The organism is Marinobacter sediminum, assembly GCF_023657445.1.
Lineage (GTDB): Bacteria > Pseudomonadota > Gammaproteobacteria > Pseudomonadales > Oleiphilaceae > Marinobacter > Marinobacter sediminum_A.
On the sequence record NZ_JAGTWY010000001.1, the window covers coordinates 2,854,394 to 2,879,863 of the forward strand.

A 25,470-nucleotide genomic window follows, 5' to 3' on the forward strand; every position below is an offset into this window, starting at 1 on the left:
ACTGTCCTTTATTTGAAATGGTCCAGGGTGGTGCCGGATTAACACCCAGCCCTTTCGAGATGTTCAGCAATCAGCGCCACCAGGCGCGCTGCGATCTGCTGTTTACTGTCCGGGCCGATTGACTCCTGACCATCAGACCAGAAAACAGTGACCGCATTGTTCTCACTATTGAAGCCAAGCCCCGGGGTGGATACGTCGTTTGCCACGATCATCCTGAGCTTCTTGCGCTGCATTTTTTCAGTGGCGTAATGGGCTACATCGGACGTTTCCGCGGCAAATCCCACTGTGAAGGGCGCATCCTCACGGGCCGCGATCGTTGCCAGGGTATCCGGATTGCGCACCAGCGAGAGTGACATCTGATCACTGGATTTCTTGATCTTGTCTCCGACACATGTCTCCGGGCGATAATCAGCGACGGCAGCGCTTGCCACAAACAGGTCACAACCGGCATCTACGGCGGCACTCGACTCTCGCAGCATATCCTCGGCGGTAGAAGCATGGCGAACCTCAACCCCCGCGGGAACCGGAATGTTAACCGGCCCGCTGACAAGAATAACGTCAGCGCCGGCATCATGGGCGGCAGCAGCCAGTGCGTAACCCATCTTCCCCGAGCTGTGATTGCTGATGTAACGAACCGGATCAATCGGCTCACGGGTGGGGCCAGCCGTAATGATAACCTGCTTGCCTGCCAGTGGCCCCTGAGAGCGATCATGATTAATGAGCCCGACCAGTTCCGCCGGCTCAAGCATACGGCCTGGCCCGGTATCACCACAGGCCTGCTGACCCTGATCCGGGCCCCACAGGCAGATCTGGGAGTCTTCCTGCAGCAGCCGGATATTCCGCTGCGTACGGTTATTGCCCCACATGGCCTGGTTCATTGCCGGGGCAATGGCAATGGGCGCTTCCGTGGCACAACACAAAGTCGTCAGAAGGTCGTCTGCCATGCCCTGGGCCAGGCGAGCAATGAAATCAGCCGACGCCGGCGCAATCACAACCTGATCCGCCCATTTAGCCAGTTCAATATGCCCCATGCCTGATTCCGCCTCAGGGTCCAGCAGCGATGTACGCACCGGTTCACCACTCAGTGCCTGGAACGTTAATGGTGTAACAAACGCTTCGGCTCCCCGGGTCATAACCACCCGCACACTATGTCCTGCCTTTTTCAGCAAGCGAACCAGCTCTGCGCTCTTATAGGCAGCAATACCGCCGGTGATGCCCAGCAGAATTCGTTTGGCGGCCATACGGGCTCCGTATCGTTGCAAAAAGAAAGGCTTATAAGATAGCACGGTCCGGCAAAGCAGACAGCCTGCCAACCCTTCCAGACATTTACCGATTGTTACTTTTTGAAGTAACCTTTGTAACCCTGAGACACAGGTCCCGGCGCAGGAAGCGCCACGACTCACCGGATCCACTACGCAAGGAAGCCTTAATGCCCAACTCTGACTGGCCCACGGACGAACGTCCACGGGAACGCCTGCTGAACCACGGGGCGCCAACCCTCTCCGATTCCGAACTGCTGGCCATCTTTCTTCGCACCGGCACCGCCGGCGTACCTGTCATGGCAATGGCAAGAGCACTAATTGATGAGTTTGGCAGCCTCAGGGGTTTAATGACCGCCTCCCGGCGCCAGTTTTGCCATGTCAAAGGCCTGGGTTCGGCCAAGTACGCCCAGGTGCAGGCTGCCATGGAAATGGCAAGGCGCGTCATGGACGAACCCCTGCGCCAGGGCAACCCATTGCGCTCGCCGGAAGACACTCGCCGGTTTCTGACCAGTCGGCTTGGAACCTACCCCCACGAGGTATTCGCCGGCCTTTTCCTTGATAACCGACACCGGATTATCCACTACCGGGAGCTGTTTCGCGGTACCATTGATGGCGCGGCCGTCTACCCCAGAGAGGTTGTGCGCCAGGCACTCGAAGATAATGCTGCAGCCGTCATATTCGCCCACAATCACCCCTCCGGGGTCGCAGAGCCCAGCCAGGCAGATATTTCCCTGACCCGCAGATTGAAGGAAGCACTGGGTCTGGTCGATATCAGGGTTCTTGACCATATGGTTGTGGGCCATGGTGAGGTAATATCGCTCGCGGAACGGGGGCTGATGTAAGTGTACGCGAACGCGACGGTCGAAAAACTGGCCAAATTCCCAACAATTTTTTGCGTTAGGGTGGCAGTTCTGGTATAAAAGCGTCCCTTTCTGGCGGCGTCTGGCGAGCAGCGTTCAGTTTAGAGGCGCGAAAGGGAGCGTAAGTGCTCCTCAGCAACCAGAGACGCATTAAAAACGAATTCGTATATTGAGACCATTGCTCAGGTCGGAGGCAAGTATGTCCAGAGTTTGTCAGGTTACCGGTAAGCGTCCGGTTACCGGTAATAATGTTTCCCACGCGATGAACCACACTCGTCGTCGTTTTCTGCCTAATCTGCAGAACCACCGTTTCTGGGTTGAATCCGAGAAGCGTTTCGTGAAGCTGCGCGTATCCACCAAGGGCATGCGCATCATCGACAAAAAAGGCATTGACGCTGTGCTGGCCGATCTTCGTGCCCGCGGCGAGAAATTTTAAGGAGCCGCATCATGCGCGAGAAAATCAAGCTGGTATCGTCAGCAGGCACTGGTCACTTCTACACGACCAACAAGAACAAGCGTAACACTCCGGAAAAGATCGAGATCAAAAAGTACGATCCGGTCGTCCGCAAGCACGTTGCGTACAAGGAAGCCAAGATCAAGTAATTATTGATCTGGCATCCACAAAAAACCCGGCCATGTGCCGGGTTTTTTTGTGCGTTAACAGAAAGCAGCTAAAAGGCTTCCAGATAGCCCTTGGGCAGCGCCACATCCAACGCAATTGGCAAGTGATCCGATACTGGATAACTCACCACTTCCGAGCGGCGAATTTCCAGTGAAGGACTGACCAGAATATGATCAAGCGCTTTCTCAGGCCGCCAGCTCGGAAAACTGTGAGCGGTATCCGGCAGCGGCACAAGGTTGGTTCCTTTAAGCGGTGTCTGCGTTAACAACTCTTCCGCGTGGTTATTCATATCTCCCATCAGCACAACGTGCTGATAGTCCTCGATCTGTTCCCTGATATACCCGAGTTGCCTTTGCTGTGCTGCCTTGCTGAGAGACAGATGCATTAGCACCAGCACCAGTGGATCATCCTCAGAACCGTAGCGGGCAATGATCGCGCCCCGCCCGGGAATGAGGCCCGGCAATTTGTGTTCGGTGACATCAAGTGGACGGTAACGACTCAGCAGGCCATTACTGTGCTGTGCAATCTGGCCGAGATTACGGTTCAGTTGCTGGTACCAATATGGAATGCTGGCGGCTTCCGCAAGATACTGGACCTGATTGATATAACCACTACGCAGACTGCCCCCGTCACACTCCTGAAGCGCAATCACGTCGTAATTTCTGATCAGGCGGGCGATACGATCCAGATTTTCAATCCGCCGACGATGGGGAAGTATATGCTGCCAGCTTCGGGTCAGATAATGCCGGTAGGACGACGTGTTGATACCGACCTGAATGTTGAAGGTCAGCAGACGGATATAACGATGAGGTTCGAATGCCGGGACATGGTCCAGCCCTGAACACGTGCCACGTGGCCCTTTGACCGGGCTGACCATGCCATTCAGTTGCTTGCGGATTCGTTTGTACATGATGACAGCCCAACGTGTTTCCGGCTGCCTGCAGCGGCGAAGCCACAGGCACTATGCGTTACTCTGCTCCGGTATCACGCTCCCTGGCAATCAGGTAATCAACGACCTCCAGCACGGCTTCATGGCCACCTGCCATGGAAGCGCTCACCTTGTACTTCCCATTTACCAGCATAGTCGGAACGCCGGTAATCCGCGCACCCCGGATCTTTGACTGCGCCTGCTGCATTCGGGCGTTCACGCCAAAGCTCTGGTAATTGCTGAGAAACGATTCAGCATCCACACCGTACCCGGCAACAAAATCTGCCAGAGCTTCCGGTGTATTCAGGGGGCGACGCTCTCCCGCCAGGGCATCAAACAGGGCATCGTGCACCTTCTCCAGCTCACCCATCGCTTCCAACGCATAGTAAGCGCGGGCATGAGGCTCCCAGGACCGACCGAGGGCCGCAGGCATCATGACAAAACGCACGTCATCGGAAAGGTCTTTTTCCCACGCCTCAACGATTGGCTTGAAGTTGTAACAATGGGGGCACCCATACCAGAACACTTCCGCGACCTCGATCTTGCCATCGCTATCGGTCCGCACCGGCGTATCGAGCTCCTGATAGTGCGTCCCCTCCTCCCAGGTTTCTGCGCTGGCAGGGACACCAAATGCAAAAATCATAGCCATGAAAGCGGCAGTTCCGAGTGTTCTGATCATTGATCATCTCCGGTATCTTCAATTCATGAGTGTGAGGGATTATGACTCAGGCAGCCCGGAAAGTTCCATACAGGCGGCCAAAAGAGAGGGTTACAGACCGGTAAGCAACAAAAAACCCCGCCTGACGCGGGGTTTTCTGAAATACCATCCAGAACCAATCTATTAGTTCAGGCCTGACACGTAGTTCGCAACAGCTTCAATCTCCGCATCGGTCAGCTTCGCGGCGACATCCATCATGATGGCTGCGTTGGAACCGGTTGCCCGGGTTCCGTCACGATAGGCTTGCAGCTGCTTGACCACGTATTCCGCACTCTGACCACCCAGACGCGGGTAGCCGCCCGGCTCATTGCCGAGACCCCTGGGATTATGACAGCCAGCACACGCCGGCACACCGGAAGCCATATTGCCACCCCGGTACAGGGCCGCGCCCTGGTCAACCAGATCCGGATTGGCCTGACTAACGACCATGTCCTGACTGTTAAAATAGGCCGCCAGATCCTGCAACTCCTGGTCAGACTTGCCATCCAGCAGGCCGGTCATTTCAGGAATCGCGCGATCGCCCGACTGAATTGCCATGAGCTGATTGTGCAAATACTTTTCTCCCAGGCCCGAAAGCTTGGGATACGCACCCATTATCGGCTTCTGGCCACCCTGGCCGTGACAGCCGGCACACACCGCTGCGTTCTGTTCGCCCGCTTGAGGATCTCCTGCCCCGTGAGCCATCGCTGTGAGGCTAACACCGAGAACAACTCCTGCGATCAGTTTTTTCATGCTCGCTCCGCTTCTCTCATCTTAAAGGTATTCTTTATTGTGCAGCCGGCAGGCACTGACCAGTCAGGCTCAAAACCGGGGCTGACAGCGGTCACGCTCAGCGCGCCGCCCGGATTTGGTGTAGCATTATACATTAATCCCTGATAACTGAAATCCAAAGGAAAGCCAACCGCTGTGGACCCTGATCTGACTCAAAAAACCATCTCTTTTAACAGTGCCCGTTTCCTGATCAGCGCCTCCAAACTGGATGAGTGCCCGCCGGATCATGGTGCTGAAGTCGCTTTTGCCGGACGTTCCAATGCCGGTAAATCCAGTGCACTGAACGCCATTACCGCTAACGGCAAGCTGGCCCGAACGAGCAAAACACCAGGCCGTACCCGCCTGATCAACTTCTTCACGCTCAACCGCGAGGGTTGCCGGCTCGTCGATCTCCCGGGTTATGGCTACGCCAAAGTTTCCCGGGACATGAAAGACGACTGGCAAAAACATCTCGGGCACTACCTCAACGACCGGCGCTGCCTGCGCGGCCTCGTTCTGGTGATGGATATCCGCCACCCGCTGACCGATTTCGATCAAATGATGGTGGAATGGTGTGAACATAACAACCTTCCACTGATGATTTTGGCGACCAAGGCAGACAAACTGAAATTCGGACAGGCCAAAACGGCCATGATGGGGATCGCGAAAAACCTGAAAGCCTTTTCATGCGTGGAACACCTCATCATGTTTTCCGCGACGTCAAAGCGAGGCGTCGAGGAATGCCGTGAGGCACTGACAGATTGGCTGGAAGCGCCTGACATGGACGAGACCCCCTGAACAGGGCATAAAAAAGCCGGTCTGCCAGAAGACAGACCGGCGGAACGTCAGGGTTTGCGACGTGCTAAAACCTGAGAACTCACTCAGGCAACGCAAGAAATGTCCGGATTTCCTACGTCACTAACTGTGATCGAAGGATTCAGAGAAAGTTCCATAACCGATCATTTATTGATCTGTTTTTCGGCTTCTACTTACACCCCTGCATCTCCCGCTCAGGCAAGAACGGCCGATAGTTCTCCCTCAAGGCCATAACCCGCTCGCGATAGGCTGTCGTAAGGTACGGAATTTCCAGTGTCAGTACCTGATAGATCCCCTGCTTCAACTCATTCAGGGTCAGACTGGCGTAGGTCTCCTCAGCGTGGGCTGTTTTCAGGAACGCCATCCAGTTGGTGATCACCAGCCAGACGTTCAGGGACATGGCTGCGCGAAGCGCTTCCGGCTGAGCCTCGATGATGCCCGCCTCCGCCAGCTTCTCGAAAATACGGCTGATGGCAGCCAGGCACCGCCTGGTAAATTCCCGATAGTCCTGACGCAGACGTTGATCGCTATCCAGCAAATACTCAAGATCCCGGTGAAAAAACCGGTAACTCCAGAGCCCATCGAACACCGATTCCAGATAGAACGTCATGTCATCCAGCGTCATGGGGCGGTCTTCCGGAATATCCAGGTAAAAATCCACCAGCTTTTCGTATTCCAGGAAAATTTCGTAAATGATGTCTGACTTGTTGCGAAAATGGTAATACAGATTGCCCGGAGAAATCGCCAGATGCGCCGCAATGTGATTGGTGGTGACGTTCCGCTCACCCCTCTCATTAAACAATTCCAGGCTGCAGAGCAGTATCTTGTCTCTCGTTTTCATAAACTCGCCGGCGTTTGTTGTTATCAGGTACACACATGGCCCGATAGGCCACCGGACCTCACTTGACTCTCTAGAGTATATACTCTAATAATACCTCATAGTGCAAACTGAGCATTTTTTAGCCACCTCACAAAAACAGGTTGCCAGTCCGATGAGACCGCACCATACAGGGGAGAACGCCGTGGGAGCCACTGTCGTCCAGCTTACCGAGAGCAAAAAGCAAATTCAGCACACGCACCGGGTCTTTGAAGATCAGAAAAACGCTTTCCGCAATAACCCGGCACCGTCCCTGACCGAACGACAGGAAAACCTGAAGCGGTTGAAGCGAGCCCTCCTGACTAACCAGGACCGCCTTCTGGAAGCAATTGATCGCGATTTCAGCTGTCGCTCCAGAGACGAATCGCTGATCGCCGAGGTTATGCCGTCGATTCAGGGCATCAACTACACCCTGAAAAACCTCAAGGACTGGATGAAGCCCTCGAAACGCCATGTTTCAGTGCTGTTCCAGCCGGCCAGCAACAGGGTTCATTACCAGCCCAAGGGTGTCGTCGGTGTGATCGTACCCTGGAACTATCCACTGTATCTCGCCGTTGGACCTCTGGTGGCCTCGCTGGCCGCCGGTAACCGGACCATGATCAAGATGTCCGAGTACACCCCCCACGCTTCGGCACTGCTGAAGGAGATCATTGAGGCCTCCTTCCCGGAGGAACTTGTGTCGGTCATTACCGGGGAAGCAGACGTAGCCGCAGACTTCTCATCCCGGCCCTTCGATCACCTGCTGTTCACAGGCTCAACCTCTGTCGGCAAGATGGTCATGCGCGCAGCGGCGGAAAACCTGACACCGGTGACGCTGGAACTGGGAGGCAAGTCACCGGCCATCGTATCGCCGGATATCCCCATGGAAGACGCGGCTCAGCGCATTGCCTTTGGCAAGGCGTTCAATGCCGGCCAGACCTGCGTTGCGCCAGACTACGTGCTCTGCCCGGCTGACCGGACGCAAGCATTCGTTGACGAGTTCCGCACCCGTTTTGCAGAGATGTACCCGAGCCTGCGCGATAATGATGATTTCACCGCGATCATCAACGAACGGCAGTACGATCGGCTGCAGGGCTACATTGAGGATGCTCGCGCCAAAGGTGCCGAAATCATCGAAATCAATCCGGCGAGGGAAAACCTGAAAGACGGCACCCGAAAGATTCCGCTGACCCTGATTCTGAAAACCACAGCAGATATGAAAGTGATGCAGGACGAAATCTTCGGTCCGCTGCTGCCAGTGGTCAGTTACGGGAGCATGGACGAAGCCATTCACTACATCAACGACCGCCCAAGGCCCCTGGCGCTCTATTACTTTGGCTACGACAAGACCCAGCAACAGCACGTGGTGGACAACACACACTCCGGTGGCATGTGCATTAACGATTCCCTGATGCACGTTGCCCAGGATGACCTGCCCTTTGGCGGAATCGGAGATTCCGGCATGGGACACTACCATGGTGAGGAAGGCTTTCTGACTTTCTCCCATCACCGCGCAATTTTCTCCAAGCAGAAGTGCAACAGCGGCAAACTTGTGTATGCACCTCACGGAACTGCCGCCCACAAGATGGTATATAAGTTCTTTATTCGCTGACCATTGATCCTGGAATCCGGTTGCCGAATGCACCCTCACCTTCGGCAACCGGATTCCAGTGCCATCTTGAAACAAAAACTCGAATAATAAGCAGAGAGAACCGATGAGCGATCTGCATGGAGCCACCTCGAGTTCGACTGTTTACCGACCAGCATTGGCGCCAATCCCCAGCTTTCGGTCTATGCACTGGCGGCGAGAAACAGCACCCGTTTGGCTCAGCGTTTGAGGCATTAGCCATCAGCCGATAACTGAATCCGCGGACGTCTATCTCCAGATCAACCACTACCTACAGAAAACTGGAGAATGCTGATATTCTAGGCGCCTGTAAAGAAAGGAGCTGTGCATGTCGAAAGTCATCTACCCGGGCACCTTCGATCCCATTACCAACGGCCACACCGACCTTATCGAACGCGCCGGCCGCATGTTCGATGAAATCATTGTCGCCATTGCCTACAATCCGAAGAAGCAGCCCTTGCTAAATCTCGAAGAGCGCTGCGAACTGGTTCGTCAGGCAACCGCTCATATCCCTAATGTCAGCGTTACCGGCTTCAGCAATCTGCTTGCTGATTTCGTACGTGAGCAGGGTGCCACCGTGATTCTCCGTGGCCTGCGTGCTGTCTCTGACTTCGAGTATGAATTCCAGCTGGCAGACATGAACCGTCGACTGGCCCCGGAAGTGGAAAGTGTCTTCCTGACGCCCGCGAACCACCTGTCCTACATCTCTTCGACTCTCATTCGGGAAATTTCCTCTCTGGGCGGGGATGTTTCGGAATTCGTCGATCCTGCCGTAGAGGCCGCCCTGAAACAGAAGTTTAACCGAGCCTGAGGTACCACCAGATGGCGCTGATCATTACTGACGAATGCATCAACTGCGACGTCTGTGAACCCGAGTGCCCCAACGAGGCGATCTCGGCGGGTGACGAGATTTACGTGATTGATCCGAATAAATGCACCGAATGTGTAGGGCACTATGACGAGCCCCAGTGCCAACAGGTCTGTCCGGTTGATTGCATCCCCCTGGACCCGGCCCACAAGGAGACTGAAGAGCAGCTGATGGAAAAATATCACCGGCTAACCGGCAGCTGACACTGCAAGCCCCGTGAGGGGCTTTTTTATTGCTCAAGCCCGCCGTTCAGAGTAACGGAGGGAGCGGGATTTCAGTACCATTAACATCCACCATGAGATCCTTCATGGTTGCTTTCATTTTCAGTCGGTTGCCATCCTGAACCAGCAGGCCCTGTTTAACTAATGGCGCCAACTGCATCCGCAGTTCCGGATAGTTCTCTGCCAGTGCTACCGGCAGACTCAGATTCATCTCGCCGGTCAACCGCTGCATCACCATTAACATACCCGCCTTCTGATCCGCAGTAAGCTCAGGGTGACTGATCACCCCATTGCCTCGCACCTCACCCTCGGGCGTTGACAGGACCAGCTCGGGAAACCCGACCGAAAATCCCGCGGCAGCGAGATCGCGCAATGACGTGTTCATCTTTTCCATGGCAGCCAACTGCTGTTCCGGTTGCACCGCCCCTGTGGCTTCCTTTTGAAGCGCCATGGCCTGCAACTCAGACATACCCTCAGTGAGGTTATTCCAGCTTTCCACATCCAGGTTACCAAGAGCCAGCACCAGCCTGTGAGGGCCATAGCTCTGGCCTTGACGGGCAACCTCTTCCAACTCAACCGTTGCTCTGGAATCCAGGCGCGCGCCTCCGCGAGTGGCCTCGCTGGCGCTGGTGAGACTAAAGCCACGGAAGGTCACAGCGGTGCCATCGGTCATTGAAGCGGCAGCAGAAGCTATTGCCATTTCTCCGTTTCCGGTCCAGATATCACCACGCAGATGTTCCATACTCTGCTCCATATGAATATCGGAAATCCGGATATCCATATCGGGTCCGGAAAGGCTGACTGCCGGCCATACCAAAAGCGCTTCGGCAGAAGACCCGGCATTACTGATTTCCAAACGCGCCAGCCCTCCGCTGGAGTTCAGTGACTCCCCCGTTTCGGTATCAGCAATGGACATAACCGGCGCAACAAGCTCGACGATCGCCGTACCCCATATCCGCGTTTCAAGAGTCAGCTTTGGCAATGCTTCCGGAAACCAGTCAGCACCCTCTGGCGCCCAGCCCTCAGCGGGCTCAAAGTCGAGCAGGCTTCCCGTGACTCCATGAGTCACATGACCCTGATAGTCAATCTTGTGGGGCTCACCCGTCTCGGGATTTATGATCCTCAAAGATCCCTTCAGCTCGGCTCCGAGAAAGCCCCGACGATACTGCCCGGTCTCCATCTGAACAAACGGCTGGGAACGATTCACTTCCTGTGTCGCTGCCTGCCATTGCTGCTCCGTGACATACCCCACGGCCCAGGGCATGGCGCCAGCTACTGCCAGCACTGCGGCTCCGGCAATCATCCATTTTTTCTGCAAGGGTTCTCTCCGTTCAGGATTTGCCGGTTAACCGCTCAAGCAGCACCAGTTGCGACGCCACCCGGTCTTCACCTTCAGCGGGCTGATTCTGGATGTAACTGCCATCGGGTTGCAGCACCCAGGACTGGCAGTTATCCGCAAGGTAGGTATCCAGATCTTCCCGAACCCGGGCCACCAGCGCAGGATCCTCAATCGGGAACGCTGTTTCCACACGACTCAGGAGGTTTCGCTCCATTGCGTCCGCACTGGAACAGTAAACATCCGGTCGGCCGTTATTGCCGAAATAATAGACCCGGGTATGCTCAAGAAAACGGCCAATGATGGAACGTACCCGGATGTTATCTGAGAGTCCCGGCACCTCGGGCCTCAGGCAACAGATTCCCCGGATGATAAGGTCAACCTTCACACCCGCCTGGGAGGCCCGGTAAAGCGCCTTGATAATCTGGGGTTCCGTCAGCGCATTGAACTTGAAGATAATCCGGCCTTTCTCGCCAAACCCGGCTTCACGATCGATCAGACTCAGCAGGCGGGAGTGCAGGGTGAAGGGGGAATGGAACAGTTTTTTGATCTTCAGGGCCTTGCCCATCCCTGTCAGCTGCTGGAAAAGCTTGTTTACATCATCACCGATGGACTCGTCACAGGTCATAAAGCTGTAATCGGTATACAGCCGGGCATTACCAGCGTGGTAATTACCGGTTCCGAGGTGCACATAACGACGCAGCCGCCCTTCCTCACGCCGCACAATCAGGATCATCTTGGCGTGGGTCTTGTAACCTACCACCCCGTAAACCACGATTACCCCCGCCTCCTGCAGACGGCTGGCAAGTTCCAGGTTTTCCGCTTCACTGAAACGGGCCCGCAACTCAATGACGGCAGTCACCTCCTTGCCACGCCGGGCAGCATCGGCCAGTGCTTCCACAACCTCAGAGTCTGCGCCGGTCCGATACAGGGTCTGGCGAATCGCCAGCACCTGAGGATCCTTGGCCGCCTGACGCAACAGGTCGACAACCGGGCTGAAATTCTCATAGGGATGCAGTAACAGGATCGGTCGCTTGCGGATGCTGTCAAACATCGAGTCCTTGCTTCGAATCAGCTTTGGAATCGATGGTGAGAAGCCGGAATAGGTCAGGTCCGGGCGATCGACCAGACCGCTCACCGCCAAAAGCCGGGTCAGGTTAACCGGTCCATTAACCTGATAGAGATCGCGCCCGGTCAGACCGAACTCGGTCAGCAGGAACTGCATCAGTTCTTGCGGGCAGTTGTCGGCAACCTCCAGCCGCACCCCGTCACCAAAGCGGCGACTGAGCAATTCGCCGCGGAGGGCCGAAGCCAAATCTTCCAGATCGTCTTCCAGTTCAAGGTCCGCGTTCCGGGTCAGGCGGAACTGATAACACCCTTTCACTTCCATACCCGGGAACAGTTCATCGGCGTGGGCGTGGATCATGGACGACAGGAACACCAGATTCTCGCCACCGTCACACACCTCGTCCGGCAGGCGCACCAGCCGGGGCAGGGAGCGGGGCGCCGGTACGATTGCCATGCCAGTTTCCCGGCCAAACGCATCCTTGCCGTCCAGCTCGACAATGAAATTCAGGCTTTTGTTAACCAGCCTGGGGAATGGATGGGATGGATCCAGCCCAATGGGACTGACCACCGGCAGGATTTCTTCATCAAAATAATTTCGTACCCACTCAGCCTGAGCCGGGGTCCACTCCCGGCGACGGACGAAGTGGATGTTTTCCTGCTCCATTTCCGGAATCAGGACGTTGTTGATAATGTCGTATTGCTCATGGATGTAGCCGTGGGCAACCCGGCTGATTTCCGCCAGGGCCTGCTCTGGCATCATGCCGTCCACGCCCACCGTTTCCCGGCCGTATTTCATCTGCTGACGCAAACCAGCGACGCGGATCTCAAAGAACTCGTCCATGTTGCTGCTGAAGATACAGCAGAAAATCAGACGGTTGATCAGCGGGTGCGTGGTGTCCAGCGCCTGTTTCAGCACCCGGTAATTGAACTGCAACTGGCTCAATTCCCGGTTGAAATAATTCTCGCTGGCGTCCAGATTCACGTCCTCCCCGGTCGGAGGCACGTCTAACGGTGCAGGAACGCTTTTGCCACCATCCATTGTCGAGTTCTTCACCGTTTCCGTTGTCATGATTCCTCTGTTCCAGTCTATGCATTACCGGCCAAAACCCGACAATGCTTGAATATCATTTACCCGCTCAGCGCCCCTGTTCTCTCATCAACCGGGCGGCGCGCAACGCAAAATAGGTCAGAATGCCATCGGCTCCGGCGCGACGCATGGCTGTCAAACTCTCCATCATCACTGCATCGCCATCCAGCCAGCCATTCTGTGCGGCCGCCATATGCATGGCGTACTCGCCACTGACCTGATAGACAAAGGTAGGCACCTGCAGTTCTTTCTTCACGCGATAGACGATGTCGAGATAAGGCATGCCCGGCTTGATCATCACCATATCTGCACCCTCAGCGAGATCCATGGCCACTTCATGGATAGCCTCATCGCTGTTGGCAGGGTCCATCTGATAGGTCGACTTATTACCCTTGCCAAGATTGCCAGCGGAGCCGACAGCATCGCGGAAAGGTCCGTAGTAACTGGACGCATACTTGGCAGAATAGGCCAGTATCCGCGTATTCACATAACCGGCCGATTCCAGGGCCTCACGAATAGCCCCCACGCGCCCATCCATCATATCTGATGGCGCTACCACATCGGCTCCGGCATCAGCATGGGACAGGGCCTGGCTAACCAGCGCCTCCACGGTCACGTCATTCAGCACATAGCCGTCATTATCAATGATGCCGTCCTGCCCATGAGTGGTGAACGGATCCAGTGCCACATCGGTGATCACCCCCAGCTCAGGCTGGGCCTTTTTCAGGGCACGAACTGCCCGCTGGGCCAGGCCGTCGGGGTCCCAGGCTCCGGATCCGGACAGGTTCTTCTGCCCGGCCGGCACAACCGGAAACAGTGCCACTGCGGGAATACCAAGCTCCATCAGCTCCGCCGCCTGCTCAACCAGAAGATCGATACTCAATCGCTCAACGCCAGGCATGGACGGCACCTGTTCCCGCTGCCCTTCGCCTTCCAGCACGAAAACCGGAAAAATCAGGTTATCCGGTGTCAGCTGATGCTCCCGGACCAGGCGACGGGAAAAATCACTCGCCCGGTTGCGACGCAGACGGGTAGCGGGGAAAGCGCGGGGAGTCGGACTCGGCACAGATAACCTCCTGGAAAACGACAGGGAATTTGGATGGATGGTGGCAACGCCCAAACGGCGTTTATACATACCATCATACACGCCTGTGACCGCCGGTTGCAGGCTCCCTCAACAGCTTAGAGACCATATATGACAACCGGGTTACCGAATGGAATCGAGCGCCCGGGCCCGGACCTGTTCAGTTTCACTGAAATGCTGCCTCCGCAGCCGGACGATGGCTGCCTCAAGCTCTGGACCGGCAAGCCCGGACGACATCAATGTTTCGCGGTCTGAAGAATAGGCTTGCCAGCGCAAATCCCAGGCCTGCTGCTCCTGTTCCACTTCGGCGAGACGACTTGCGGTGTCCGCACCAAAGGCTTGTTCCCGCCAGGCCTGAAGGGCATCCGGATCATCCGCCAGCTTCCTGCGGGCCTGTTCATAGTCTGTAAAACGGCGTGTTTCCTTGCGGGCGCTCCTCACAGGCTCTGGCAATTCCGATTCGGCCCGGGCAAGCGCCGTTTGCCTCTGCTCCGCGCTCAACGTGTCATCCCGGACGATACGCAACTTCTCGATCTGGAATCGATCCACAGCCTCTTCCTGCGCGAAAAAGGCTTCCGCTGTCTGGCTGTCCATCCACGTCCGGCGCAGTGCCTGTATTTCCTCCATCCTCTGTTGCATTTCAGCAGCAGAAAGCTGGTCAACACCACCAAAGGCCGCTTCAAGATCCGATACCGCCAACTTGTAATCCAGATAAGCACCCAACGTGTCCAACGCCTGGCTGCGAGCCGGTTCATCAAGGACCGACAGCGTTTTTTCAATCCGGGCAACCAGCTGCTGCAGGGATTCTTCACCCAGTGCTGACAGATAATACTCAAACATCTGACGCAACTCCGGGGTCGGGATCAGCGCGCCACCGCCATCCAGCCTCGCCCATCCGGAGGGTACGGACGTGCCGGCCAGTGACGGCGGTAAACGCTCAGGCAAGGGGGCTTTGCTGGCCTTACCCACCATCCGGGATGGCTGCTCGACGGGCTCTTCTGGCGCCTCCTCCGGGGCAGATACACGCGGCTCATTGACGACGGGTATTGCAGCCTTCGGTGTACCGCTGTCCTGACCTCCTGACATTAACCAGAAGCCAGCGACAACTGCCATTATCAGCAGCACCAGCGGCCTGTTAAGGGCTTTGATGGTCACAGAAAGTCCTTTTATCTCAGCGGCTTGTTCGCGCCAGGGCAATCTCCCGGACGCAATCACGTTGCACGAGAATAAACCAGAGCGGCAGGTACTACCGAGAACGGCGTCAAAAACAGAACCGGGACCCTGAGGTCCCGGTTCTGTTCCGAGCAAGATCAGAGGGAGCGGTTATTAAAACCCACTTCCACCTTGCGGGGGGAGTCAGACCGAAAGCAGGTGTCCACTTCCTGAATCTGCCCACCCTGACTCAAATAGGCTTCGATATCCGCTTGCAGTTGTGCGCGCACACGAGCACGACCGGCAACGGAATGACCGTCATCACTGTCGCTGCCCCAGTTTCCGGACTGCTCCATATTGCTTTCGTCGAATTCACTCATGGCCTTTTCTCCATCAACGAAAACAGATTGATCGAGTGCTGCAACCACGCCGGGCAACTACACTCCGTCTCGACGAAATGATATTAACGACCCCGTCTTGGCGTCTTTATAATCCGGTTTTTGTAACAGCGCTATTTTCATCTGTCGACTTTTTTGTAAATTTTTGTAAATGTCATTAAGCTTCTGAATTTGAAATATAAAATGGCCAACAATAAAAGGTCATTAAATTGACAAAAAGAATGAATATTGATTCACTACTTGTAGGGAGCCGCCATGGCCTACCGTGAAACCGAGAAAATGCGCCAACGCAAAGCCCTGGCGCGACAACGGATTATTGACTGCACCTATGAATGCGTTGCCAACGGCGGTTTCCGCAGCGCCCGGATTACCCGGATAGCAGGCTTGGCCGACGTTGCCACGGGCACCATCTATCGGCACTTCGAATCACGGGAAGACCTGTTTGCGGAAGTATTCCGGCTGGCCACCCAGAGAGAAGTGGACAAGGTTGCCGAGTCGCTCACCACAACTGGCGACGCCACAACCCGGCTTGAGTCTGCCCTGAGACAGTTCGCCGAGCGGGCGTTGCGTGGTCCGGTGATGGCCTGGTCGCTGATTGCCGAACCAGTAGACCCAAAGGTGGAAGAGGAACGACTGGCATACCGAAAGGCATATGCAGGCCTGTTCGAGCAAGCAATCCTCGAAGGCATCAAGGAGGGGTGCGTTCCAGATCAGGACGCCCGCCAAAGCAGCACCTGCCTGGTTGGCGCCATTGCGGAGAGTCTGGTGGGGCCGCTGTCACCGACCCAGTCCAGCCAGGCATCCGCCACCACAACAGACAATGATCATTCACTGGTCAACGCCATCATTCGCTTTTGCATGCAGGGGTTGACCGGCACACGGAGCTAACCATGAACGCAGGGCAGCCTTACCCCGAAGTCCCGGACAATGAGGATGAAAGTCGCTACCTGGCGACCACTCACGAGGTGTTCAACCAACCCCCTGCCCTGGAGAACTACAACCTCTTCGACCAGGACACTGCCCTGCAGCAAGCTGTTCACAGGGAGGGCGCCGGGGCAGCAACAGAAGACCTGAGACAGTTTGGCGCCCTCGCTGGCGCCGCGGAAACCATTGATCTTGGCTTCCGCGCCAACAGCAACAAACCAGTCTTCAATACCCACGACCGGTTTGGCCATCGCATCGATGAAGTGGATTTCCACCCCGCCTATCATGAGCTGATGCGCATTGCCCTGGAAAACGGCCTGCACAGCAGCCCGTGGACGCATCCCGGCAAGGGCGCCCACGTAGCCCGTGCCGCCAGGTATTACATGCACTCCCAGGTGGAAGCAGCACACTGCTGCCCGGTGACCATGACCTTTGCAGCCATTCCCACCATCCGCAAACAGCCGGAGCTGGCAAAAGACTGGGAACAGCGCATTCTGGCCAATGGCTATGATCCGCGCAATGCTCCGGACAGCCTGAAAACCTCGGTCACTATTGGCATGGCCATGACCGAAAAGCAGGGTGGCAGTGATGTTCGTGCGAACACTACCAGGGCCTACCCGATCGGAGCGGAAGGGGCGGGGCAGGCCTATGAACTTGTTGGCCACAAATGGTTTGTGTCCGCCCCCATGTGCGACGCCTTTCTGGTGCTGGCACAGACCCGAGGCGGGTTATCCTGTTTTCTGATGCCTCGCTGGCGCCCCGATGGCACCAAGAACCCATGGCACGTCCAGCGCCTTAAGAACAAGATGGGCAACGTCGCCAACGCCTCAAGCGAGGCCGAATTACGCGGCGCTCTGGCGTGGATGGTCGGCAACGAAGGTCGTGGTGTTCCCACCATTATTGAAATGGTGGCCATGACCCGTTTTGACTGCATGATCGGCAGCTCCGCCGGCATGCGCCAGGCTGTGGCCCAGGCCACCCACCACTGCCGGCATCGCAGTGCCTTTGGCAATCGCCTGATCGAACAACCCCTGATGCAGAACGTTCTGGCAGATCTTGCTCTGGAGAGCGAAGCTGCCCTTGCCTACACCATGCGTATCGCCCGCGCCCTGGATAATCAGGACCAGGAACATGAGCGCTTACTGGCACGCCTCGCCACACCAGTTGGCAAATACTGGATTTGTAAACGCACCCCGAACCATGCCTACGAAGCAATGGAGTGCATAGGCGGCAGTGGCGTCATGGAAGACTGCATCATGCCCCGGTTGTTCAGGGAATCGCCGGTCAACGCCATCTGGGAGGGTAGTGGTAATGTACAGTGCCTGGACACCCTCCGCGCGCTTCACAAGGAACCGGAAACCCTCGACGCGTTCTTCCGGGAAGCCGCTGAGGCCAAAGGAGCCGACAGACGGTTTGATCGGTTCCTTGCGCAACTGCAGAATGACTTCGCCGACATCAGCGATTTCCAGTACCGGGCACGTAACCTGGTGGACCGCATGGCACTGGTCATGCAGGCCTCTTTGCTGATCCGCCACTCAGACAAAGCCGTCGCAGACGCCTTCTGCGCCGCCCGACTGGAATCCGCAGGCGGCATGAATTATGGCAACCTGCCCTCGGGCACCGACCCCGCAGCCATTATCAAACGGGCAACGCCTGTAGTAGGCTGATCAACATTCGAATCCACCAACACGGTCTGAGAACCGCTTGGGGGAACCTTTCGAAAACCGTGCGGTTGCCATGGATGGCAGAGCCGAGGGTACATGGACGTACTCACAGCGTGTTTTGGAAAGGCTTCCCCCCCCCAGCGGTTCCTGCGCAGAACTTTATGTCTGAAGCCCTGAGAAAACTCCTGTCCCAGTCCGGCCCGCAGCCGGTGATCACCCCGCATGTGGGCGTGCTGACCCTGCACTTCCAGCTCTACGGCTGTGAAGATCTCAAAGCCAAACGAAAGGTATTCACGGCGCTCCGGGCAGTGTGGGGCAAAGAGGCGGACCTGGCCGTGGCCGAAACTGCTGATCAGGACGCGCTCGATTGCGCAACCTGGACCATCGCCGCCCTCGGCACCTCCTCGCAGCAGATCACCCAACGTCTCGATCAGGTAGAAAAAGCCATCGAAGAACGGGTGGATGCTGCCATACTGGATATACACCGGGAGATTCTCTGACCGGCGGCAGGCAATGGAATGGGGCCTTGTGGCGTAACGTTTCACCACGCCGTATACTACGCCCCCTCAGGGATGCCAGTGCGCCTGCCAGCGACAGGCGACCAGTTATTAATGCCGGAAATACATTCCGGCCGTATCCGTTTGGGCATCCGGAACCGGCCCAACGGATAACCACTGATTATGCGTGGTGTCTATGACCGGAAAGAAAAAATCCGCACAGGCCTCAGTCGAGGCCATGTATCGCGTATTCACGGTGCCAGAGGCGCCGGAATCAACGCTGAGCCGGATCGACCAGAACATTTCCCGTAATCTTGCAGGCTTCCTGCAGGAGCACATTGTTGCGCTCGAACGTGACCTTTCGGATGTGGAAAAGGACTTCTCGGACTATGACATCCCCGAGAAGCCCGTGTTCGTCTCCGAGCAGGCCCAGTTCCTGCTGGACAAGCTGGTAGCCAATTCTGTTCATACCGCTTCCCCTGCGTTCATCGGGCATATGACCTCGGCACTGCCCTATTTCATGCTGCCGTTGTCAAAGATCATGATCGCACTCAACCAGAACCTGGTTAAGACCGAGACCTCCAAGGCGTTCACCCCCATGGAGCGGCAAGTGCTGGGCATGATTCACCGCCTGGTTTACGAGGAAGACGGCGCCTTTTACCGCAAATGGATGCACGACCCCCGTTTTGCCCTTGGTGCAATGTGCTCCGGAGGCACCGTCGCCAACCTGACTGCGCTCTGGGTGGCCCGCAACCGCGCGTTCCCGGCCGAGGGCAGTTTCCGCGGCCTGCATCAGGAAGGCCTGTTCAGAGCCCTGAAATACTATGGGTACGAAGGTGCCGCGATCGTGGTATCCCGTCGTGGTCACTACTCCCTGCGTAAGGCCGCCGATGTTCTTGGTCTGGGTCGGGAGTCTCTGGTGCCGGTGGAGACGGACGACGAAAACCGCATCCAGACTGATGCACTACGAGATAAATGCCTGGAACTGCAACGGCAGAAGATCAAGGTCATGGCAATTTGCGGGGTCGCCGGTACAACCGAGACAGGCAACGTCGACCCACTTGATGGCATGGCGGATATCGCCCGGGAATTCGGCGCCCACTTCCATGTGGATGCGGCTTGGGGCGGCCCCACCCTGTTCTCACGCACCCACAAATATCTGCTCCGCGGCATCGAGAAGGCCGATTCGGTCACCTTTGACGCCCATAAACAGCTTTATGTGCCCATGGGTGTGGGCCTTGTGGTCTTCAAGGACCCCAGCCTAGCCAGTGCCGTCGAACACCACGCCCAGTACATTATCCGGAAAGGCTCGCGGGATCTTGGCAGCACGACCCTCGAAGGCTCCCGCCCGGGCATGTCCATGCTGATCCATTCGGGCCTGAAGATCCTGGCGCGTGAAGGCTACGAAATCCTGATTGATCAGGGCATTGAGAAGGCCGCGACCTTTGCGGAGATGATCGAAGCAGGGCGGGATTTCGAGCTGGTCACCAAACCAGAGCTGAACATCCTCACCTACCGCTATTGCCCCGAGAAGGTCCAGCAGGCTCTGGCAATCGCTGATCCGCTGCAGGCAGAGAAACTCAACACCTGCCTGAACCGCATCACCAAGTTCATCCAGAAAACCCAGCGGGAACGGGGCAAGGCGTTCGTCTCCCGAACCCGGCTGGAACCCGCCCGGTACTATCACTTCCCGTGCATCGTTTTCCGGGTGGTTCTGGCCAATCCGCTGACCACACGTGAAATACTGACAGACATTCTGGCCGAACAGCAGGAGCTGTCAGCGGATGAAGGGATCCAGGATGAGATGGACATTCTGCACCATATGGCTGATACCGTGTTAAATCAGCACCAGCCAGATGCCAGAGAGGCCTGAAGCGGCCAACCGGCTTGGCGTGAAAGAGGCGAAGCAGGCTTCGCCCCTTTCACATGCCGCACGATCAGCCCGGAATCAGTAAAGCGCCTCTTCGTCATCCAGCACTTCGTGGATGATATCCAGGAACATATGATCCGCCTCACTCCAGCTCTCCGGAATCCGGATCGTGGTGTTAGCGCTGATCTCCCGGGCAATAACCTCGTTGGCATTGGGTTCGTTGCGATGCTTCCGGGCGATGTCCATGGACTTGACGGCGATGGTGGGCTCACTCAGCACCTTTTTGATGAACACTCGAAGCTCATCAATAATCTTGGCCTGACGGCTTTCAACAGATGTACTCATACTTCATTCCCCGGACAGATGTATGCGAGGGGATGAAACACCCCCTCAGGACCATAATAGTATGGCCAAACTGGCTGGTTACAACCAGCCATAGGCATCAGATCAGCAAGCCGCGCAAGGTAAAGAACAGGATGGCGGCCATAATGCCAGAGGCCGGCACAGTAATGATCCAGGCGGCTGCAATTCTCACCAGGTGCGAGCGTTTGACCATTTCTTCCCGATAGATTTTCTTCAGACGTTTGCGCTCGGATTTGGACAGGGGCACCTGCTTTTCCTTCTTCGCCTGTTTTAGCAGGCTCTCCATTTCCTCCACAGATGCATTGCGGAAATCATCGAGGAACGGCTTGAGGCGCTTCTGCTCTTCCGGATCGTGATGCTCCATGATCTTGTGCAACTGGGTTGCGTAATTGGACTTCAGATACTCCCTCAGAAAACCGACACCAAATACGCCACCAATGGCGATATGGGTGGAACTGACAGGCAGGCCAAGCTGTGAGGCGAGAATGACCGTCAGGGCCGCCGAGAGCGCCACGCAGAAGGCGCGGGTTTTATCCAGCTCGGTAATTTCACTACCCACCGTCTTGATCAGGCGCGGGCCAAACAGCATCAGGCCGACGGCCAGCCCCAGCGCACCAACCATCATTACCCACAGAGGAATGCTGGCAGAAGTCACTACGGCGCCTGAGGACAAGGCATCGTTGATGGCCGCCAGCGGCCCGATAGCGTTGGCAACGTCATTTGCGCCATGGGCAAAGCTCAAGAGCGCCGCCGCAAAGATCAGCGGCCAGGTGAACAGTGCGCTTACGCCACTCGGGCTGTTTTCCATCGTTGCCGCACGACGGCTTACCATGGCGCGAACTGCGAAAAAAACAATAGCTGCGGCAGCCAGACCGACCAGTGAGGCCTCAAGAAAGTCCACCTTGACGATTTTCTTGACACCCTTAACCATCAGATAGGTGCCGAAAGCCCAGGCCATAACCGCCACCAGCCAGGGCACAAAGGTCCGCGCAGCCGGCACAACATCCTTCCTGTAAAGCACCGTTTTCTTGATCATCAGCAGGAAAAGCGCGGCAAGGGCACCACCGAGAACAGGAGAAATCACCCAGCTCGCAGCAATCTTGCCCATCACCGCCCAATCGGCAATACCCCAGCCACCAGCAGCAATACCGGCACCGAGAACACCCCCGACAATCGAATGCGTAGTGGATACCGGCGCACCCATCCAGGTCGCCAGATTAAGCCAGAGTGCGCCAGCGAGCAGAGCCGCTGTCATCAACCAGACAAAAGCCTGTCCGCTCCCAAGTGACGAGGGATCAATGATACCGCCCTTGATGGTCGAGACCACATCGCCACCGGCAATCAGGGCGCCGGAAGATTCAAAAATGGCCGCCAAAACGACCGCAGCACCAAGCGATAGCGCGCCGGACCCCACCGCCGGGCCCACATTGTTGGCTACGTCATTAGCGCCAATATTAATTGCCATATAGCCGCCGATGACTGCGGCCGCCATCAGCAACATGCTATTGGGCATTCCTTGGCTGAAAGCACCAACGGTCAGCCAAATGCCGAGTAAAAACAGCAGGCTGATTCCGACCCTGTATCGTTCCGTGGAGGGGCTGGTAAGTATCGTGTCCAGAAATCCGCTTGAACGGGCCATAACAGAAGGGGTCTCATTTGGTCAGAATGGAATAATGGCAGCATTCGCTGCGACGCAACTATAAAATCTTTGTCACCAAATTGAAATAAAGCGGCCATTTTTCACCCAGATCACAGAACTGTGACCTGGGCATGCAAAAATTCACCAAGTTGACTCATAATCCAGAAAAAAGCGTCAAAAATACAAGAATTCCAGCAAGGCATTCATGACAGAACACACCACAACCAGCCACCAGGCCGCCGGTGAGCGGGAGGATGCCCAGGTTTCACTCCTGCTCACCTGGCTTTCGGCAATGGCCATCGCCTTCCTGGTCGCCATTGGAGGCAAAGCCTGGTTTGCAGGGCACGACACTCACGCCTGGGTGCTCTGGGCCTTTGCTGTGCTGGTCGCTTTCAATATGGCATCCTTCGCCAGAATCGGTAACCGCACTTTACAGAAAGGCGGCCTGCTCACCATCGTGGGCCTTTTGCTGGCCTACCTGATTGCCTCTGGCGGCGAGAGCAACACCGGGCCTTTGTGGTTTTATGTATTCCCCCCACTGCTGTTCTACCTGACCAACCTGAAAACAGGAACGGCAATCCTGCTTTTCTGTTACCTGATCGCAGTGGTTGTGTTCCAGTTTCCCGGATTGCCACTGATCGCAGCGGAATACAGCCTGGATTTTAAAATCCGCTTTTTTGCGTCACTGACGTTCGAATCCATTTTCTGCTTTGTGCTTGAGGCCAGCCGGCTGAAAGCGCGTAATGAACTGGTCGAACTGGCCCAGACCCAGGAGCATGCTGCCAAGACCGACGAACTCACGGGCCTCTCGAATCGCCGCGACATGCAAAACCGGCTAACCAACGAATTCTCCCGTTACCAGCGCTCAGGACACCACTTCTCCATTGCCCTGATCGATCTTGATCTGTTCAAGAGCATCAACGACCAGTTTGGCCATGATGCTGGCGACGAGGTGCTTCGTGCGTTCTCTACCATGATGAATGCCATCATCCGACAGACAGACGTGGCCAGCCGCTGGGGCGGAGAGGAGTTTTTGATTCTGCTGCCGGATACCTCCCTGCTCCAGGCACTCACCCTGGCCGAACGGCTTCGCGCGGAAGTCGCCAAAAACCGGTTCGTTTTTCAGGGGGCGGAGCTCCCCGTCACCATCAGCGCCGGTGTCTGCTCAATAGCCAAAGCCGGCTCGATCGGAGACCTGCTTAAACAAGCCGATATCCACCTGTATAACGCCAAGCAAGCCGGCCGAAACCGCATTGCGCCTCGCGTCCGCAGTCAGAGTGTTGAGGTAACCGAAGAGTCACAGGCTTGAGTGCATCGCTGCCTGCTATTATTATCGAGCGCCACCTATTCCCCCTAACGCCTGGGGCGTTAACCAGCTGACAGGAAAACAAATGACTGCCATACGAATTCTGGTGGGCAGCGTCTACGGCGGCGCGCTGCTGACTGCCCGGGAAATCAAAAAGAGCCTTGAGAACCAAGGGTACCCGATCACGGTACTTGAAAACCCTGCCCTGGAAGACATCACTGCCAACGATGATGCGCTGCTGGTGTGTACCTCCACCACAGGCCAGGGTGAAATTCCTGCCAACCTGCTCCCGTTCTATGTTTCTCTGCGAGACCAGCTGCCCCAGCAACCCGGTCGGCCCTTCGGGATCATCGTGCTGGGCGACAGCTCCTATGGCGATACCTTTTGTGGCGCAGGCGACCTGATGGAAGAGGCGCTTTATGAAACGGCGGCCCGGAAGATCGGTGACACCCTGCGCATTGATGCACTGGAGACCATGGAACCGGAGAGCGAGGCGTTGCCGTGGGTGAGGGAATGGCTTAACCAGCTGTGACCAAACACGAGGCGCTGGACTGGCTGCACCGGTCGGGCAGCCAACAGCAGGTGCCGGGTTGATTACTCAGCGCTGACGGATCAATGCTTCCTGAGTAGTGGAGGCCACCAGTACACCGTCCTGGTTGAAGACGTTGCCCCGATTGAATCCACGTCCGGCCGAAGCACTGGGGCTGTCCTTGTCGTACAGGAGCCACTCGTCCATGCGGAAGCCACGGTGGAACCAAATGGCATGATCCAGGCTGGCTACCTGAAGATTTTTGGTGTTAAACGTCACACCATGAGGATTCAGGGAGGTCCCAAGGAAGTGAAAGTCCGACGCATAGGTCAGCAGGCACTGGTGCAGCACCGGATCATCCGGCAGCTTGCCCTGGGCGCGGAGCCAGCTCTGTTTATGAGGTGGCCGTTTTTCCGGCTTGAACGGGTTAACGGGATCCACCGGGCGAATTTCAATCGGTCGATCCCGGGTCAGGGATTTGCGCATTTTTTCAGGCGCATGTGGGGCGATGAGTCTACTCCACTCATGCTCGGACTTGAGGCTATCCGGTGCCGGAGCATCGGGCATTTCGAGCTGATGTTCAAAGCCCTCTTCCGCAACCTGAAACGACATCGAGCCGGTCAGTATCTCCTTGCCTGCCTGACGTGCAATCACGCGGCGGACGGAAAAACTGCCTCCGTCGCGCACACGCTGCACTTCATAATCGATGGGCATGCTGTGGTTGCCGGGGCGCAGGAAGTAGGCATGCAGTGAATGACACGGACGGCCTTCCACAGTTCGGCTGGCCGCCATCAGCGCCTGCCCCAGAACCTGGCCGCCGAATACATTGGGAAAGCCCAGATCTTCACTGTCACCCTGAAAGTGGTCATCGCCAATAGGTGAAAGATCCAGCAAATCCACCAGCTTTTTTGTTACTTCAAGCATGCCTGCTCCTGTCATTTCGTTAGCACACGAAGGAGTTTTCTACCCCAAGCCGAACAATTTCGCAATGAAAAGCAACAAATATGCGGAGGGGATCCCCCCAC

Annotated in this window: 26 protein-coding genes; 13 read left to right on the plus strand and 13 right to left on the minus strand. The window is 56.4% G+C overall.

Annotated features, from left to right (window positions below):
• Positions 1 to 38: 38 nt before the first annotated feature.
• Positions 39 to 1,241, minus strand: coding sequence for a bifunctional phosphopantothenoylcysteine decarboxylase/phosphopantothenate--cysteine ligase CoaBC (coaBC, locus tag KFJ24_RS13530; RefSeq protein WP_250831616.1), 1,203 nt, complete (start codon positions 1,239 to 1,241; stop codon positions 39 to 41).
• A 188-nt stretch (positions 1,242 to 1,429) separates the two neighbouring features.
• On the opposite strand from coaBC, the gene radC reads away from it, so the two are divergent.
• The 3 genes from radC to rpmG all read left to right on the plus strand — a co-directional run bounded on the left by radC (position 1,430) and on the right by rpmG (position 2,725).
• The gene (gene radC, locus KFJ24_RS13535) at positions 1,430 to 2,104 is read left to right on the plus strand and encodes a RadC family protein (RefSeq protein ID WP_250831617.1); all 675 of its coding nucleotides are present in this window, start codon (positions 1,430 to 1,432) and stop codon (positions 2,102 to 2,104) included.
• A gap of 217 nt (positions 2,105 to 2,321) precedes the next feature.
• The gene (rpmB, locus tag KFJ24_RS13540) at positions 2,322 to 2,558 is read left to right on the plus strand and encodes a 50S ribosomal protein L28 (protein ID WP_114335425.1); all 237 of its coding nucleotides are present in this window, start codon (positions 2,322 to 2,324) and stop codon (positions 2,556 to 2,558) included.
• A gap of 11 nt (positions 2,559 to 2,569) precedes the next feature.
• Positions 2,570 to 2,725 (plus strand): 50S ribosomal protein L33, encoded by a 156-nt coding sequence (rpmG, locus tag KFJ24_RS13545; RefSeq protein WP_007153739.1) that lies wholly within the window; start codon positions 2,570 to 2,572, stop codon positions 2,723 to 2,725.
• 68 nt (positions 2,726 to 2,793) lie between these two features.
• Here rpmG and KFJ24_RS13550 read toward each other — a convergent pair whose 3' ends face one another.
• The 3 genes from KFJ24_RS13550 to KFJ24_RS13560 form a co-directional block, all read right to left on the minus strand.
• On the minus strand, positions 2,794 to 3,654 hold the full coding sequence (locus tag KFJ24_RS13550) for an endonuclease/exonuclease/phosphatase family protein (protein ID WP_250831618.1): 861 nt from the start codon (positions 3,652 to 3,654) through the stop codon (positions 2,794 to 2,796).
• A gap of 58 nt (positions 3,655 to 3,712) precedes the next feature.
• The gene (locus KFJ24_RS13555) at positions 3,713 to 4,351 is read right to left on the minus strand and encodes a thiol:disulfide interchange protein DsbA/DsbL (RefSeq protein WP_250831619.1); all 639 of its coding nucleotides are present in this window, start codon (positions 4,349 to 4,351) and stop codon (positions 3,713 to 3,715) included.
• A gap of 162 nt (positions 4,352 to 4,513) precedes the next feature.
• Positions 4,514 to 5,122 carry a c-type cytochrome gene (locus KFJ24_RS13560; protein WP_250831620.1) on the minus strand — a complete coding sequence of 203 codons (609 nt, stop codon included), beginning with the start codon at positions 5,120 to 5,122 and terminating at the stop codon, positions 4,514 to 4,516.
• 174 nt (positions 5,123 to 5,296) lie between these two features.
• Between KFJ24_RS13560 and yihA the strand changes: the two genes are divergently transcribed.
• A complete protein-coding gene (yihA, locus tag KFJ24_RS13565) occupies positions 5,297 to 5,938 on the plus strand; it encodes a ribosome biogenesis GTP-binding protein YihA/YsxC (RefSeq protein ID WP_250831621.1) in 642 nt (213 codons plus the stop codon).
• A gap of 187 nt (positions 5,939 to 6,125) precedes the next feature.
• Here yihA and KFJ24_RS13570 read toward each other — a convergent pair whose 3' ends face one another.
• The gene (locus KFJ24_RS13570) at positions 6,126 to 6,797 is read right to left on the minus strand and encodes a TetR/AcrR family transcriptional regulator (protein ID WP_250831622.1); all 672 of its coding nucleotides are present in this window, start codon (positions 6,795 to 6,797) and stop codon (positions 6,126 to 6,128) included.
• A 181-nt stretch (positions 6,798 to 6,978) separates the two neighbouring features.
• Between KFJ24_RS13570 and KFJ24_RS13575 the strand changes: the two genes are divergently transcribed.
• The 3 genes from KFJ24_RS13575 (at position 6,979) to KFJ24_RS13590 (ending at position 9,510) form a co-directional block, all read left to right on the plus strand.
• Complete coding sequence (locus tag KFJ24_RS13575; protein ID WP_250831623.1) at positions 6,979 to 8,424, plus strand: coniferyl aldehyde dehydrogenase; 1,446 nt, start codon at positions 6,979 to 6,981, stop codon at positions 8,422 to 8,424.
• 343 nt (positions 8,425 to 8,767) lie between these two features.
• The gene (gene coaD, locus KFJ24_RS13585; protein ID WP_250831624.1) at positions 8,768 to 9,250 is read left to right on the plus strand and encodes a pantetheine-phosphate adenylyltransferase; all 483 of its coding nucleotides are present in this window, start codon (positions 8,768 to 8,770) and stop codon (positions 9,248 to 9,250) included.
• Between the two features lie 11 nt (positions 9,251 to 9,261).
• Entirely contained in the window at positions 9,262 to 9,510 is a 249-nt protein-coding gene (locus tag KFJ24_RS13590) for a YfhL family 4Fe-4S dicluster ferredoxin (protein WP_250831625.1), read from the plus strand.
• Positions 9,511 to 9,556: 46 nt separating this feature from the next.
• Here KFJ24_RS13590 and KFJ24_RS13595 read toward each other — a convergent pair whose 3' ends face one another.
• The 5 genes from KFJ24_RS13595 to KFJ24_RS13615 form a co-directional block, all read right to left on the minus strand.
• Positions 9,557 to 10,846, minus strand: coding sequence for a DUF945 family protein (locus tag KFJ24_RS13595; RefSeq protein ID WP_250831626.1), 1,290 nt, complete (start codon positions 10,844 to 10,846; stop codon positions 9,557 to 9,559).
• A 13-nt stretch (positions 10,847 to 10,859) separates the two neighbouring features.
• Complete coding sequence (gene ppk1, locus KFJ24_RS13600; protein ID WP_434968017.1) at positions 10,860 to 13,001, minus strand: polyphosphate kinase 1; 2,142 nt, start codon at positions 12,999 to 13,001, stop codon at positions 10,860 to 10,862.
• Positions 13,002 to 13,068: 67 nt separating this feature from the next.
• Positions 13,069 to 14,085 carry a porphobilinogen synthase gene (hemB, locus tag KFJ24_RS13605; protein ID WP_250831627.1) on the minus strand — a complete coding sequence of 339 codons (1,017 nt, stop codon included), beginning with the start codon at positions 14,083 to 14,085 and terminating at the stop codon, positions 13,069 to 13,071.
• Between the two features lie 141 nt (positions 14,086 to 14,226).
• Positions 14,227 to 15,258 carry a lipase secretion chaperone gene (locus KFJ24_RS13610; RefSeq protein ID WP_250831628.1) on the minus strand — a complete coding sequence of 344 codons (1,032 nt, stop codon included), beginning with the start codon at positions 15,256 to 15,258 and terminating at the stop codon, positions 14,227 to 14,229.
• 155 nt (positions 15,259 to 15,413) lie between these two features.
• Positions 15,414 to 15,635 (minus strand): hypothetical protein, encoded by a 222-nt coding sequence (locus KFJ24_RS13615; protein ID WP_250831629.1) that lies wholly within the window; start codon positions 15,633 to 15,635, stop codon positions 15,414 to 15,416.
• A gap of 273 nt (positions 15,636 to 15,908) precedes the next feature.
• Here KFJ24_RS13615 and KFJ24_RS13620 point away from each other — a divergent pair, with 273 nt between their 5' ends.
• From KFJ24_RS13620 to panP, 4 genes are all read left to right on the plus strand, one after another.
• Positions 15,909 to 16,541 carry a TetR/AcrR family transcriptional regulator gene (locus KFJ24_RS13620; RefSeq protein WP_250831630.1) on the plus strand — a complete coding sequence of 211 codons (633 nt, stop codon included), beginning with the start codon at positions 15,909 to 15,911 and terminating at the stop codon, positions 16,539 to 16,541.
• A 2-nt stretch (positions 16,542 to 16,543) separates the two neighbouring features.
• The gene (locus tag KFJ24_RS13625) at positions 16,544 to 18,244 is read left to right on the plus strand and encodes an isovaleryl-CoA dehydrogenase (protein ID WP_250831631.1); all 1,701 of its coding nucleotides are present in this window, start codon (positions 16,544 to 16,546) and stop codon (positions 18,242 to 18,244) included.
• A 158-nt stretch (positions 18,245 to 18,402) separates the two neighbouring features.
• Positions 18,403 to 18,741 carry a DUF503 domain-containing protein gene (locus KFJ24_RS13630; RefSeq protein ID WP_250831633.1) on the plus strand — a complete coding sequence of 113 codons (339 nt, stop codon included), beginning with the start codon at positions 18,403 to 18,405 and terminating at the stop codon, positions 18,739 to 18,741.
• 193 nt (positions 18,742 to 18,934) lie between these two features.
• The gene (gene panP, locus KFJ24_RS13635) at positions 18,935 to 20,611 is read left to right on the plus strand and encodes a pyridoxal-dependent aspartate 1-decarboxylase PanP (protein WP_250831634.1); all 1,677 of its coding nucleotides are present in this window, start codon (positions 18,935 to 18,937) and stop codon (positions 20,609 to 20,611) included.
• Positions 20,612 to 20,686: 75 nt separating this feature from the next.
• On the opposite strand, the gene KFJ24_RS13640 is transcribed toward panP, so the two are convergent.
• Positions 20,687 to 20,953 carry a hypothetical protein gene (locus KFJ24_RS13640; RefSeq protein WP_250831635.1) on the minus strand — a complete coding sequence of 89 codons (267 nt, stop codon included), beginning with the start codon at positions 20,951 to 20,953 and terminating at the stop codon, positions 20,687 to 20,689.
• Positions 20,954 to 21,050: 97 nt separating this feature from the next.
• Positions 21,051 to 22,610, minus strand: a complete 1,560-nt coding sequence (locus tag KFJ24_RS13645; protein ID WP_250831636.1) for an inorganic phosphate transporter — start codon at positions 22,608 to 22,610, stop codon at positions 21,051 to 21,053.
• A 205-nt stretch (positions 22,611 to 22,815) separates the two neighbouring features.
• Here KFJ24_RS13645 and KFJ24_RS13650 point away from each other — a divergent pair, with 205 nt between their 5' ends.
• Positions 22,816 to 23,919, plus strand: a complete 1,104-nt coding sequence (locus KFJ24_RS13650; protein WP_250831637.1) for a GGDEF domain-containing protein — start codon at positions 22,816 to 22,818, stop codon at positions 23,917 to 23,919.
• Between the two features lie 82 nt (positions 23,920 to 24,001).
• A complete protein-coding gene (locus tag KFJ24_RS13655) occupies positions 24,002 to 24,448 on the plus strand; it encodes a flavodoxin (RefSeq protein ID WP_250831638.1) in 447 nt (148 codons plus the stop codon).
• Between the two features lie 66 nt (positions 24,449 to 24,514).
• Here the strand turns inward: KFJ24_RS13655 and KFJ24_RS13660 are convergent, their stop codons facing one another.
• A complete protein-coding gene (locus tag KFJ24_RS13660; protein WP_250831639.1) occupies positions 24,515 to 25,369 on the minus strand; it encodes an acyl-CoA thioesterase in 855 nt (284 codons plus the stop codon).
• Positions 25,370 to 25,470 lie beyond the last annotated feature (101 nt).